9 protein-coding genes are annotated in these 14,153 nt (G+C 47.4%); 4 read left to right on the top strand and 5 right to left on the bottom strand.

What is annotated here, in order from left to right; all coding sequences use genetic code 11:
* Nucleotides 1–263: 263 nt before the first annotated feature.
* The 3 genes from O9323_RS11060 to O9323_RS11070 form a co-directional block, all read right to left on the bottom strand.
* Complete coding sequence (locus O9323_RS11060; RefSeq protein WP_288125110.1) at nt 264–1,286, bottom strand: hypothetical protein; 1,023 nt, start codon at nt 1,284–1,286, stop codon at nt 264–266.
* Nucleotides 1,287–1,449: 163 nt separating this feature from the next.
* Nucleotides 1,450–3,600 (bottom strand): M4 family metallopeptidase, encoded by a 2,151-nt coding sequence (locus O9323_RS11065; protein WP_288125111.1) that lies wholly within the window; start codon nt 3,598–3,600, stop codon nt 1,450–1,452.
* 103 nt (nt 3,601–3,703) lie between these two features.
* On the bottom strand, nt 3,704–5,542 hold the full coding sequence (locus O9323_RS11070; protein ID WP_288125112.1) for an alpha-amylase family glycosyl hydrolase: 1,839 nt from the start codon (nt 5,540–5,542) through the stop codon (nt 3,704–3,706).
* Nucleotides 5,543–6,562: 1,020 nt separating this feature from the next.
* On the opposite strand from O9323_RS11070, the gene O9323_RS11075 reads away from it, so the two are divergent.
* The 4 genes from O9323_RS11075 to O9323_RS11090 are packed head-to-tail and all read left to right on the top strand — an operon-like array spanning nt 6,563 to nt 12,909.
* Complete coding sequence (locus tag O9323_RS11075) at nt 6,563–7,414, top strand: hypothetical protein (RefSeq protein WP_288125113.1); 852 nt, start codon at nt 6,563–6,565, stop codon at nt 7,412–7,414.
* A gap of 11 nt (nt 7,415–7,425) precedes the next feature.
* Nucleotides 7,426–9,285: a caspase family protein gene (locus tag O9323_RS11080; protein WP_288125114.1), complete on the top strand. Its 1,860-nt coding sequence runs from the start codon at nt 7,426–7,428 to the stop codon at nt 9,283–9,285.
* Nucleotides 9,275–10,372, top strand: a complete 1,098-nt coding sequence (locus O9323_RS11085; protein WP_288125115.1) for an AAA family ATPase — start codon at nt 9,275–9,277, stop codon at nt 10,370–10,372. Before O9323_RS11080 ends, O9323_RS11085 begins: the two co-directional genes overlap by 11 nt.
* 8 nt (nt 10,373–10,380) lie before the next feature.
* Entirely contained in the window at nt 10,381–12,909 is a 2,529-nt protein-coding gene (locus O9323_RS11090) for a formylglycine-generating enzyme family protein (protein ID WP_288125116.1), read from the top strand.
* A gap of 327 nt (nt 12,910–13,236) precedes the next feature.
* On the opposite strand, the gene O9323_RS11095 is transcribed toward O9323_RS11090, so the two are convergent.
* Together O9323_RS11095 and O9323_RS11100 are read right to left on the bottom strand one after the other, a co-directional pair.
* The gene (locus O9323_RS11095) at nt 13,237–13,653 is read right to left on the bottom strand and encodes a helix-turn-helix domain-containing protein (protein ID WP_288125117.1); all 417 of its coding nucleotides are present in this window, start codon (nt 13,651–13,653) and stop codon (nt 13,237–13,239) included.
* Nucleotides 13,619–13,924 (bottom strand): type II toxin-antitoxin system HigB family toxin, encoded by a 306-nt coding sequence (locus O9323_RS11100; RefSeq protein ID WP_288125118.1) that lies wholly within the window; start codon nt 13,922–13,924, stop codon nt 13,619–13,621. Before O9323_RS11100 ends, O9323_RS11095 begins: the two co-directional genes overlap by 35 nt.
* Nucleotides 13,925–14,153 lie beyond the last annotated feature (229 nt).

Consider the following 14,153-nt stretch of genomic DNA (forward strand, 5'->3'; position numbering starts at 1 on the left):
TATGGGCAGATATTTTAAAACTGTCTCTTGAAGCTAATTATGATGATTATCTTGAAAAAAAATGATAATTAGACAGAAGTTCTCTTGTTCACATAGAGAACTTTATCTTCTTTTGTTTTCAAAATGAGAATTGCTGATACAAAGAACTCCCCCTGGAGTAATCATCAAACCTCCGATAATGATGACCCACGCCCAGGCTAAATATTTGATTATTTTCATGATTATTTTTCCTCCGAATTTGTGAAACGTTTGAGAGACTCACTTCAAGGAATCAATTCAACTGGTTGTTGAGTGACATATAGCCACATCAAAAGAAACAGAAGTATAGCGATCGCAACTGCCAAAAATAGCAGTGAACGATTCTTACAACCTGCTGCTTCTGGAACCACATAGGTATTAGTAGGAGGAAGTTTCCAAGCATAAGGATTGTCAGGAATCGGAACTTGCACCTGAACTGTCGTTCCATTGATTGGCTGTCCGTTAACCAACTGGCTGATATCGATTCTCCGCAAAGGTCTGAGGCAGGCTTCTAGACCCAGACAAGGTTGACTGGTGTTTCCCGTGCCAGCGCATTGAAAGTTTCCGGTGACTCGACCTTTGATTTGCCAAGTCTTCACGTCTAAAGTCCCTTCAAAGCTACCGATGAACGAACCAATTTCATCGAGAGTGCCCACTAACCGACCTTTTAAGCGTTGCCCATCCCAGGTGATGTCAGTCAGGGTTCCTGCAAAAGGACCCGAAAGGGAACCAAATACCTTCCCTCGGACTTCCCCATCAAAGGGAGGTTCAAGCTGCTGGTCTTCACCGGGGGGCATATCAATTGTCAGATTTAAAAGCCGCTCTTCACGGGGTTTCAGCCGGATTCCTTGCGTGTCTCCTAGAATTCGCGCTTTCCATCGCCGTGGCAGAGGCCCCTGCACCTTCAGTTCCAGGGCAATTTCCTCATCTAACGGATTCGTGACGATGAAGGGCAACCGGAAAGGTGTTCCTGGTGTATAGGGAGCATAGGCGATATTGGACTGCACCTCATTGTTGTAAATGTTGACATCGTTATCAGAAGTGACAACTGCCTTCAAGCAGAAATGGTCAACCGTTTCACCCGCTGCTAGAGGTGGAATGTACCATTTCACACTGGCACTGGCAGGGGGACTGTTCTGGGCACTATCTGGGAAATTGGACTCACCTGCTACAAGCGTACCAATATTGAGAACTTGAATGTTGCCATCCTTGTCTGTCACCTCTAGCCAACCGCTGGGTGTACCAACCTTTGCATAATAGAACTTCACCTGTACATTCTGGGCAGCCTGATCACCTACGTTTCTGACGCGGCAATAGACGGTGTTTTCATAAGTAGTCGTGCAAAATTAATTTCCTAGTGAAGATAGGCAAAAGGCAAAAGGCAGGAGGCAAGAGGTGGTTAGATATGTGTAATTAATTTTGCTTAGGTACTTACTGGGTAGGATTGCCCGTTGAATCAATGATATTGATGAGAGCATTCCACTCCGAAGCTCCGCCATTGTTGATGAAGAGATCCACCGATGACCAATTTGGACTAGAGATACCGATATAAGGACGCGACATCCACCAGCTAGCACCCCAGCGCAGGAAGGTTACGTCTGCACCGTAAGTAGTACCCACAGGATGGAGACCCACAGCATAAAACGCCAGTATGGTTGTTTTGTGTTCGAGAGAACCTGTGCCATAAAGATCTTCTGCGGCACTCACGCAACCATTTCGCAATGTACGGAAAGTGTTCTCATCGTTCGCTGGAAGTCCCGTAGCAGCTCCGATATTGCTGAAATAGTTAGTAAGGGCGCGATACCAAATCCGCGCAGCTTTCAGAAAATCTTTGCCGCCAACCGTTTGCCGCCCCATACTATACACCGGGATCAGAACCGGAGTGCGTGAGGCCCGTTGATGAACCCCACCTTGACCCATCAGATAAGCACAGTGGGCGAGGATAGTGCCTCGTGCGTAGAAGTTGGTTGTGGTGTTGCGATCATCAAAATGATCTAGTTTGTTAGAATCGTAAGCTGCTGCATCTCGTGGATAGGCTAGATTGCGGAAGATTAGAGCAGGAGTAGCGGGGGAAATATCTGTTCCCGGTCTCCATTGTTCAGTAGAGACTCCTGCAAATACATCTGATAAGCCTTCATGAACAGCCCCAAACCAAGTAGCGGGAAGAGCATTAAGTCCTGGGTCATTTGCACCATCAATAAAAGAACAATTAGTGATAGCGTGCTGATACTCGTGGGCGAAGATGAAATGCGAACCAGCAGGGTAGTCATAGGTGGTGCCATTTCCATTCATAAAGGCAAGCCAATATGTCCACACCCCTGCTGCCTTTCTGCGCCAATGGTAAGCATTAACTGTGGTGCAGTCATCAGGCGCCCACTCATCTGGTGGATAACAGTGAGCAAGGACATTTATGGTTAGAGGAGGCACTGGAGGGTTAGGATACTGCCCGTCATCCCACCCATCTCTGCCAGCCAGCGCATTGTACCACTCATACTGCTGCTGAGCGAAATAATGGGCATCGACTTCTGGTTGCTGACCGTCAGTGCGACTAACAGTCGCTGAAGGCACTCGATTCCAATTCTTGTCGCCCTCTGTATCTTCTGAAACCGGAAGAGTACCGTTAACCAGAGCAGTTCCAATCTCTGAGTTGGAATTATAAGAAGTGCTACAAGCAGCATCGTAAGTCACGATGTCTCGGCTATGGGTCGTATCTTTGAGACGATAGGTGGAGGTTGTGTCTAACCGGACGATATTTAATGTCCGAGTGGTGGGACTGCCGAGAGGTGTTACTGCAAGACCAGAGCCAGTGTCAGCAGTTTCCGCCGTATGAATGGTTGGTGCAAACAGGATTTCCTCGCCTGTAGTTGCATCAATAACCAACTGTCCATAGGTAATATTAGGAAATTCTGTTAGTTCCCCCCTGCTATCCCTGTTGTAGGCTCCATACCCATAGGACAGCCAGGCTAGGCGGAAGGCATTTTGCCAGGGGTAAACCACTAGACGAGGTGGGTCAGTTAACGGGAAACTTCCTTCTTGCGGCTCAACCCGACTGCGAAGTTCTGAAAAGCCTTGAATTGGTTCAATTCGCTGTAGAAGTAATGTCTGCAACTGTTGAGGATTAATGGCTAATTCTCTATCTACCTGGATATCTCGCCAGCAACTCGATTGCACCTCAATTAATGTGCCGTCTGACTTAAAATGGGCCGCCAGTTTTGAACCATAAACCTCTATGGCGTTATCTTGGATCAATTCCCTTAAGGCAGGCTGTTCGCCGTTGGGATAATAGTATTGCTGAAACTCCAGATGAACCCATCCCAAATCATCGGTGCGGCTGCGTAGCAGTCTGAGCGACCTGCTGATATCTGGTGGACCCAATAGTTCACCATAGGTTTCCAGGAAAGCCAGGCTATTAGGTTCAGCAACAGCCCGAAGATTAGTGGGTGCAACAGCAGGAGCAGTTGTCAAGTTCCCACGGATGGAGGATGCTACCCCTCTTATCTCGTCCCACTGAATGTTGAGATTTGGATCAATCTCCCGCAATTGACCCAGCAGTGATGGTTGACGTTGTGTGATATTTCTCATGATATTTAAACCTCCTTGCTTGAAGAGGAATTGTCCTCAAAGTAGTTGTAGTTCGTAGTTATCGAAATGCCCTTTGTCGCTTCAGATCATGTCCCCACTTCACTCAAAAATCACAAAACCCGCCGCTGGAACAGTAATCAATACCGCCTTCCCATTCCGCGCTTCCACTGTCACCGACTGACCAATCTGCGCCGCATCTGTTGAGTAAAGGCACTTCAACCCCCCCCGCCCAGTGCAGTTCATTGTCAACCGTCACCCAAGCCGTTCTCGGCTGGTCATAATCGGTGTTAATCGCCAGCAGCACCTCCTTACCGTTGAAAATCCGCGACCAGGGCACTAGAGAACCAATCTGTCCCCCCACCATCTCTGGCAAGCTGAAGCGGACTCCATCATCGGGGGCCGAAATCGAGCGCAGGTATTGGCGACCCCGCCGCAGCACGATATTTTGTCGGCGGATTTCTAGGATTTTGGCGAGTTCCCGATAAACTGGATGATCTTCATCGAAGAAATGCAGCCCCCGGGTTCGGAACGCTCCAAATTCACCGCCGAACATCGACTCCCGGATATAGCGATCGCTTCCTCCCCGGCCATCGAAACACTGTTCGCTGCCGTAATAGATACAGGGAATGCCCAGGGTTAAAGCATTTAAGGCTAAAACATTCAGCGCGACTTTCGAGGCATGGGCATCGGCACAGAAACGAGCTTTCTGATTACCTTTGCGTACTTGGTCGTGATCGTCAAAGGAAGTCACTACCTTATTGCGGAACCAGATATGAGAACCTTTATTGACCAACTCCGAGTTACGGAACAGGCTGAAATAGTCGTTGGGATTGCGATATCCCTTGACTAGATATTCCAGCTTATCGGGAATATCATCGATCCCTAAAGCGGCACTGAGTCCGGTTAATTCCAGAGTTTCGTAGGCTCGTTTGCGTCCGCCAGTAATCTCGCCCAGCAGGAAAAAATTTTCCTTACCAATGCTTTGGGCAAACTCGCGAATCACCGAGACAAAGTAGCGAGTCGCGCCCATGTCCATGTGCTTGACGGTATCAATGCGGAAGCCATCGATATCGGCGTAGGCGATCCAGTATTTATAGGCTTCACACAAGTGGCGCAGGGCGGGGGATACCTGGTAATCATCGGCCGAACCGTAGCCGTGATCGATGTCCTTCAGGTCAAAGAAATCTCCTTCCCGGAATTCGGGGTCATAGTCCCAATTTTTGATGTACCCCTTACGGGTAAAGGTATCGGGATCCTGCAATTCCACCGGAAATAATGCCCCATCATAATCGGGGGGATTTTGCGGATCGGGTTTGGCAAAGGGTATGGTAGGATTACCGTTTTTATCGTTGAAACCCTCAACCGGGTACATCTCCCCAGTCCAAGGGCGATCCTGTTCTCCCGAATAGGAAAAGACGTTGCCCGCGTGATTCAAAATGATATCCAAAACCACATAGATGCCGTTGGCATGGGCAGTTCGCACCACTTCCCGCAAGTCTTCGCGGCTGCCAAAGTGGGGTTCCACCTCCAAAAAATTCTGGATGCCGTAGCCGTGATAAGTTTCCCGAAACCGAACCTGTTTAAAAATAGGGCTAATCCAGAGTGCCGTCACCCCCAATCGTTTCAGATAGCCGATTTTGCTCTCTAACCCCTTGAGCGTCCCTCCCACATATTTGACTCCTGCTTCGCGCCAGCGAGCCGCATCCGCCTCTGTTTTCACGGCATTTTCCGCACCAGCGGGACTGTAGGCTGGGGTTGTCCCGCTCCGGACTAAATTCCCCTCGTTGTCCTTGTACCCATTTTCACGACCATCGGAGAAGCGATCGAGCATCAAGAAATAGAACGCTTGGTCTTCCCAGGCGATCGGCGACGGGAACGATCCCCCCGCCGGTGATAGGGATGCAAAATTTAGTTGGCTTAAGCGTTGAACGGTTGTCGTCATGGTATTTTTCCTCTCAATCTTTCAAACTACTCACCCTGTCCGCCGCTCTTTTAATTCCTACTTAAAAAGCTTTTTTCTGGGGATGAGGTCGTTGGCTTATTCCCTCCTTTTTAACCGTCTTCATGTATATTTTTTGACTTTTTGATGCTCTTCTTCTAGGGTAAAGTGAAAGTATAGTAAAGCGCTGTCAAATTTTCAAAACTTAATTTTTCCGAGTCTGTCCACTCACTTATTTTTAACAAAGGTTAAGGACTCCCTCTCAAATAGTTTTTGATAAGTTCGATTCTTTCTTTTGGCTTCCTGGTATCCCTTGAAGCTACACTTTCAGCGATACCGAGCCGAAGCAATTCTCTTAAGATCGAATAATCGCAAAATCGGCGCGGCTATTTCCCGTTATCAACCCATTGACCGCCCGAAAATGCTTTTCATAACTAAATAAAGCCAGATTATATTGTAGAGCCATCGCCGCGATTCACATATGGTTAGTGGGAATCGGATTGCCCTTTTTCCTCAAGTCACAATAAACTTTAGCGTAATACTCGGCGGTATCGCAATCGATCTCGCGTAGCGAGCGCTTTGCGTTCGCAAAACGGTTAATTTTGGATATTTCCAAAAATTGCTTAAGTTCCCTTCGGTTATATTCCTCTCTAGAACCCAACTCAAAACCACCATATCATATAATTCCCCTAAAATTACACTATTTAAACCGATTAAAGTCGTGTTCCTAATCACCTCAACTGCTTCAAAAATATTACGTTTAAAAGCTGTGTAAGCGTTGGTATCCAGTAGAATCAGTGTTAGCTCCACAAACTTTCCTCAACTGCTCGAAAGGCCTCTATATTTTGTAAAAAATCCATCTCATCCGCCTCTGTCCGAGTTCCAGCTAGTTGAGATAACAAAGTCTGATCGGAATCGACATTATTTGTTCCTAAATCCTGCAATAAAAATTTGATCAGTTTTAACTTTTCATCTTAAAATTGAAAATTAACAGGGATAGGAAAGCCCTGTAACTGGAGGATCATGGCTAAAATTGTCGGTGTTCACGGTATCGCGCAAGAATTTAGGGGTAGCAACACGATTTCTGCTGAGTGGTTGCCAAGTCTCAAGGATGGATTGAAACTCGCGGGAACCGAGTTAAAGTCCGATACCGATTTTCGTTGCGCGTTTTACGGAGATCTTTTTCGGGGAAAATCGAAAGCGATCGGCATTCCGAACTACGATGTTAGTGATATCGATTCCGATTGGGAAAAAGAATTACTCCAGTCGTGGTGGCAAGAAACGGAACGAGTGGAAAATAATCATCCCAATGCAGATAGCCTTTTGAGAGAAAAATCTACCCCAAAAATTATCCAGAGAGCTTTGTCGGGGTTAAGTGAATCTCCGTTTTTCGGTGGCATTGCCGAGAAATTGGTTATTTTTTATCTTAAGCAAGTGGGGAGCTATTTACACGATCGAGAGCTAAAACAGCAGATTCAAAGGCGAGTGATAGAATCTATCGATGAAGATACGCGGGTACTTGTAGCTCATTCTCTCGGTTCGATCGTCTGTTACGAAACTTTATGTCAGCATCCCGAATGGCCGATTAAAGTCTTTGTCACCCTCGGTTCTCCTTTGGGGATAAGACAATTAATTTTCGATCGACTGCAACCATCCCCCCGCAATAACCTGGGGTGCTGGCCCGGAAATGTGAAAAGATGGGTAAATATCGCGGACGATGGCGATATGGTGGCGTTGACAAAGCAACTCAACCCTTTATTTGAGGGAACTATCGAGGATAAGCTAGTTTATAATGGTTGCAAGGCTCATGATGCCAAAAGCTATCTTACGGCGGTTGAAACCGGGGAAGCAATTCGATCGGGGTTAATCGATTGATGGGTAATGGTATGGATGAAGAAATCAAGTATTATCTAATCGCTTGTGGGACAAAGGATTACAAGAACTTAGACCCTGACAAGCAATTACCCAGCGTCGAGACGGATTTAGAACGGGTAATCGATCTGTTTACCAGTGGTTTTGGATACCAGCGAGTGTTAACCGATTTAGATATTAATCCGAAAAAAGACGAAATTCCTCTCAAATTTGCTCAATGGCTTCAACAAAATTGCCGTGAAACCGATATTGTCATTTTTTATTATTCCGGTCACGGCGAGTATATACTGGGGGATAGACATTATCTTTTACTGGAGGATACCGATCCTAAACTAATTGGACAAACGGCTCTATCGACCGAAGATTTAGTTCGTCCTCTCAATAATGATGGGGTTCGGATAGCGCAGATTCTGTATATTATCGATACCTGTTGCTCGCAAATGGGAGCGGTGGAAGTTACAAAATTCGCTGCTGGCTCGATCGGGATATATCGATCGAGCAAAGAAAAAAATATTGCCGTTCACACGATCGCCGCTTGTCGTGCCAAACAAGAGGCTAAAGAGAGTGTATTCTCTACCGTTTTGGCAGCAGTTTTGAAAGATTTTTGTCAACAGTCTCGTAATCGATATATTTCCCCCGGTGAAATTGTAGGCAAAGTTAATGAAAAAATTCCTGACTCAATGCCACAAGACGTTGTACATAACCTGACGGGATCTGAAACGGTTGCAAAATTTTTTCCAGTTATTCCTAAAACCCTACGAACTTGGGAAGAAAAACGCCTTGAATTGACAGAAGAGTTATTGAATGAATTTAAAAAACATTTATCAAAAAATTTACTTTTTATCAATTCATTTTTATTAAATAGTAAATTTTTAGAAGAGTTTATTCTGAACGATCTAGAACTTAAAGAACAATTAAAAAAATTATCAAACAAGCCGGTTATAGAGGGTATCTGTCCTCTCATAGCTTGTTCCGAGTGGTGTCGAACTAGGTTATTAGAAGAAGATAGGAGTAACCCGTCGATTGATGCTATCGAAGCTTGGCAGTCTAGGGTTATTAAGTATCGAGAAAATGCGGATTTAGATAAAATACAAAATGAGGTGAGGCAGTCCTGGGAAAAATTCAAGGAACGTATTAATCGAGAAGAGCTGAGACTTCAAATTGAAATAGAACAGGATCTCGATAAAGATAATAATACTGGAAGGGTGTTCAACTCATTTCACTTAAGAATGAATCTTTGGATTAAAAGTCAACATCGTCCCTTAGGAAGATTTGCTGAAAACGAAAAAATTGAATTAAATAGCGAAATAGAATCTTGTCCAGAAAGCCAGACATTTCTCGCTAATTTAATTCGCAAAGCTCGTTATAGTTTGCCGAACAAAGTAAAGCTAAATCTCGAAATTTTTCTGCCAATAAAAGTTTTAAAATACCCTCTGGAAGAATTTCAATTTAAGCGGGGTACAATGTGGAGATCCCTAGGATACGAGTATCCTGTTTTTATTAACTCCTTCGATCGCTATTTCGATGAAGACTTCCGAGAAATACGCGACGAGATCGAGGAGATCAAGAGAGCTTTATGGGAAAATGGTGGCGATCTTGACCAGAAAGATTACTACATCGGAACCGAACCATCGATCGCCGATCTGGAAGATATCGTCGAATCCCGGCCGATTGCAGTCTGGAGTCGCAACGTCAGGGAACCGATAACAGATAACGATCTAAACCCCTCGGAATGGAAAACCTGGCCCGATAAGACCAAAGAATTACGCAGAAACAACCGAAAAATCGCCCTTTTCTGGGACGATCTATACCCCAAACCCGCTCCGAGACCGAGACCTCTAAACACGAAAGTGGTGGAATCCAATGGCCAATAAACCAGTTCCCAAACCAGAAGACCTTCGCATCTACCGGGGTTTGACCCTGAGCGCCGATAGTTTACCCACACCCAAAGAACAAAGGAAACACCTCGATCGCATCCCACCCCCACCTCCTTGGCGCAGTTTTAGCCTATCCCCGGAAGAATGGACAAAAGCAGCGAAATCCCAAGAAAACCCGCCCAAACAGGGAAAAATCGACCCTAGGGCTTTAGGATTCGTCGCGGATGAGAAAGCGGTGGAACTGGTAAACGCTGCCCTCTGCTTGCGTCGTCCCCTACTGATCGAGGGCAACCCCGGCGCCGGCAAGACTTCCCTGGCCTACGCAGTGGCACGGGAATTGGGATTACCCGGCCCCTACCGTTGGTCGATCGTTTCTCGCACCACCCTTAAAGAGGGTCTTTATGCCTACGATGCGATCGGACGGTTACAGGAAGCTTCCCTACAAAGACAGAAAGTGGGAGAGGGGGGAGAGTACGAGGAGCCGGATATCGGCAGCTATCTAAGATTAGGCCCCATGGGGATGGCTTTTTATCGATCCCGTCCCGGACGACCGGCGGTGCTGCTAATTGATGAGATCGATAAAAGCGACATCGATATGCCTAACGATCTCCTCCATATTTTCGAGGAGGGATTTTTTGAAATCCCGGAACTGACACGATTAAAAACTGGCGACCAATCCGTTCTTCCCTATCGCGGTCAACAGGACGACAGCGAGGAAAAAATCCCGATCGATCGAGGTTGTGTGTCTTGTCAGGAGTTCCCCCTAGTATTCATGACCAGTAACGAGGCCCGGGAGTTTCCCCCCGCTTTCCTGCGTCGATGTTTGCGTTTAAGACTAGAACAACCCGATAACGAGGATGATTTCTATCGGATACTAGAGCAACGTTTCCCCTCGGAGCGCCTAAATCAATTGGACGAACCGGCCAGAAAACTGATCCAGGAATTTCTCGATCGAATCAAACGCAAAGACAAACTAGCCACCGATCAACTCCTCAACGCGGTCTATCTGTTACTACAGGGAAAAGACCTCACCGCCACCGATCGCCCGCTGCTAGACACCCTCTTTAAATCCTTGCAAAGGTAGGGGGAGAGATGGAAGGGAAAAAACCCATCTGGTGGGAAGACGAGAGGGAAATGGCAGAACTGATCTGGTGCGCTGCTTACCTCGATCGCATTATCGCGCCTTGGTCGCTCGAGCAGCCTGAACAGTCGGAAGCAACCTCATCTAATGATCAGGATGATAACTGGTCATCCGGCAGCGGTGAAAAAACCCCTCCCCCCGGAGCGATCGAGTCAACCACTCCCATTGTCCATCCCGAAAACATCGATCGCTCGACCAACACCTCCCCCAAGCGCGATTCGGTCGAGAGCGATCGTTCTTCTCCCGTTCGCGTCCCCGATCCCTTTCCGATACCCGAACCCGCGGCCATCAGTAAGGCAATTCTCCCCCTAGCGCGTCGCGTGCCTGGATTACGGGCCGACGAGTTGGATATCGAGGTTACAGTGGAACGGACGGCCGAAGCGGGGGGATTGCCGATTCTCGCTTTCCGACCCCCCCTAGAACGTTGGTTAGAGGTTCACCTGCTGATCGATCGCTCTCCCCCGATGGAATTTTGGGGAGATCTAGCGGGGGGAATGACCACTCTCTTCCGTTGGCAAGGCTTTTTTCGGGACGTGCGGGTTTGGTGGTTCGAGACGGGTGAAAATGAAGCTCGTTTGCTTTCTGGCGCCGGGCAAATCGAACGGAACCCTCGCAGTCTGGTGGCACCCTCTGGGAACCGACTTTTTATTGTTCTAACCGATACTTTGGGGAAAGCTTGGCGATCGGGGTCTGCCTTCGCCACCCTAGCGGTTTTGGGAAAAGAACATCCCGTCACCATCGCTCACATTTTCCCGCAGCAGCTATGGCAACGAACCGCTTTAGAGGGGGCGATCCTCCGGCCTTTGATCGCACTCGCTCCCGCTGCTGCCAACGCAACACTGCAAGAGGGGGAAAAACTCCGCACGAAGCAGATTCTCTATCGGTTCCCTATTTTCAATCTATCCCCCGCTCACTTTGCAACCTGGGCGAAATTTATCGCTGGGAGCGGTGGTAACTCCATTCAGGGGGTTTTAATCCGATCGACCACTGCGGGGGTGGATATGGGTGAAACCGGAGAAGAAGAGGCAGCCGCGACCGGAGCGGAATCCCCGGAAGAGTTATTGAGAGGCTTTTTAATCGATGCCAGTCCCTTGGCCCGAGAACTGGCTAAAGTGCTGGCGGCCGTTCCCCTGATTCCTCCAGTGATGCGATTGGCACAAAGGCGATTTTTACCCGATAGTAAACATTGGCATCTAGCGGAGGTCTTTTTTAGCGGACTGGTGCAAAAGTCTATTTTTAGTCCGGAGGGAGCGACGGTTACGGATGCTTGGTACGATTTTTCCCCCGGCATTCGTCAGCTACTGTTGGCAGATAGTGCCAACCGGCGCACGATCGATATTTGGCGCGGCATCGGCGATTATATTCGCGACCATTACGGTGAATTTCGCGATTTTTCGGCTCTAATCCCCAATCCACAGGGTTCTCTAGATGATGCAGTCAGCGATCGCTCTCTCTATTTCGCTGAGGTGGACGCGGCTGTTCTCCGCACTTGGGGGGGAGAGTACGCCGATATCGCCCAAAACATCGAGGAGAGAGTGAGGCAGCGAAAACAGGAAATCTTCACCCCCGAAAAACTCCTAAAATTCGCCTTCGAGACCCTATACGTCGATAAACGGGGAGAAATTACCAAAAGAGAACCCCTGGAGGCCTACTACTACGAGGAACCCCTAGGCAAGGGAATCGAACCCCTGACCATGGTTGCTATCCCGGGGGTAACTTTCCTGATGGGTTCACCGGGAGAAAAGGACGATGACAAGTCTGAAAAACCCCAACACCCCGTGAGCGTCAGTGCTTTCTACCTGAGCCAGACTCCGATTACGCGGGCGCAATGGCGGTTCGTGGCCCACCTACCGAGGGAGGGAAAAGACCTCGATCCAGAACCTGCGGAGTTTAAGGAAAGTGATAATAACCCCGTCGAGTCCGTGAGTTGGTACGATGCGATCGAATTCTGCGCCCGTCTGTCCCGTCACACGGGAAAAAATTACCGTTTACCGAGTGAGGCCGAGTGGGAATACGCTTGTAGAGCGGGAACAACCACCCCCTTCCACTTTGGCGAGACGATCACGGGAAAACTGGCGAATTACGATAGTTCAAGCGTCTATCAACAAGAAAAGGTGAAAGAATCCCCGGGGAAAACCACTCCCGTCCGCTCCTATCCCCCCAACGCCTTCGGGCTGTACGATATGCACGGGAATGTTTGCGAGTGGTGTTTAGATCCGTGGCACAGTGATTATCAAGGCGCACCGCCCACAGACGGGAGCGTTTGGGACGAAAAAAACATTGATAATCGTTATGAAAATTTATTAAATAGTATAAATGAACTCTTGACAGATAACCGAATTGGTGTGATTCGGGGCGGTTCCTGGGGCCGCAATCCACTTGGCTGCCGTTCCGCTTACCGTAACTACCTCTACCGCCGCGACTACCGCGACGTCATTAACGGTTTTCGGGTAGTCTGCGTATTCGGGAGAACTCTTTAACCCTTTTTCTCTTTTTTCCCTTTTTACCCTCATTCCCTTTTTCGGAATTTTTTTGGGCAAAATATAGTACAACTGTATTAGTTTAGGGGGTCAATTACCTGGGGGGTTTGATCCCCCCTGCCCCCCTTGATAAGGGGGGTTTGATCCCCCCTGCCCCCCTTGATAAGGGGGTTTGATCCCCCCTGCCCCCCTTGATAAGGGGGGTTTGATCCCCCCTGCCCCCCTTGATAAGGGGGGTTTGATCCCCCCTGCCCCCCTTGATAAGGGGGGTGCCGATAGGCGGGGGGATCTCCCTTGATAAGGGGGGCATCTGATAATTTTTAACGCCTACCTACTTAAAAACAAACTTGAGTCAACGTGAAAAAACTGTCCTAACTTTATAGCTTGTTTTTCTGTTATTATTTGTTGGCCAATAAGAATATCAGAAACTATGGTTTTTGAACCTAGTATATCTGATAAATCTTTTTCTTGTAAGTTGTTAGCTTCCATGAGTTCCCAGAGTATTGAATGGGGTTCTGATTCTTCAAGGGGATAATGATCTTGTTCGTACTTTTCGATTAAAGTCAAGAGTAAATTTAACAAAGTGGTTTCTTCTAGACTGCGATTTTCTCGATGAGATAAGGCCTCAGCTAGGTTAATAGCCTGTTCGTTTTCTGCCTCGTTTTCTATCACTTTTGGTAGATACTCGGCTAGTAACCTTCCGTAGGTATCACGGTTTAAAGTAAGGGTCATTTTTCCACTCATCTTTGTCATAATCTGCGTGAGTCAAAATGTACTTGATATAAATTACTTGGTCTTTGTAAACGATATCTACAATTAAACGATAGCGATTACCTTTGATATTAAAAACCGTGAAATTACCAACAGCTTCCGCTTGAGAATATACAGCTTGAACTTCAGCCAGGTTTTTCCACTCTGCTTTACTAGCAATTTTATACCAAGTATTAATGGCATTAACAGCATCGGCGTGTTTTCCAGAAAATTGCCGCAGTTTTGTACGGCTGATGATGTGCATATTCTTATTGATTTAGAATAGCTCTTGTATTCTAGTTTATCATAGCCTTATTTGCGCCACCAACCCGAAAACCAGCGCCACAAGCGACGTAAGGGACTTGCGCTTTGATAATGTACCTTTTGGGCGAACGCAGTTCGCCCCTACATTGTGGACAAAATCCGTTACTGTAGGGGCGCAAAGCTTGCGCCCTCCGATCAATTGGGATATTATTCCCACGCAAGTCCCTTAC

It is taken from the genome of Microcystis sp. LE19-131.1A (assembly GCF_027532015.1).
Classification (GTDB): domain Bacteria; phylum Cyanobacteriota; class Cyanobacteriia; order Cyanobacteriales; family Microcystaceae; genus Microcystis; species Microcystis ichthyoblabe_A.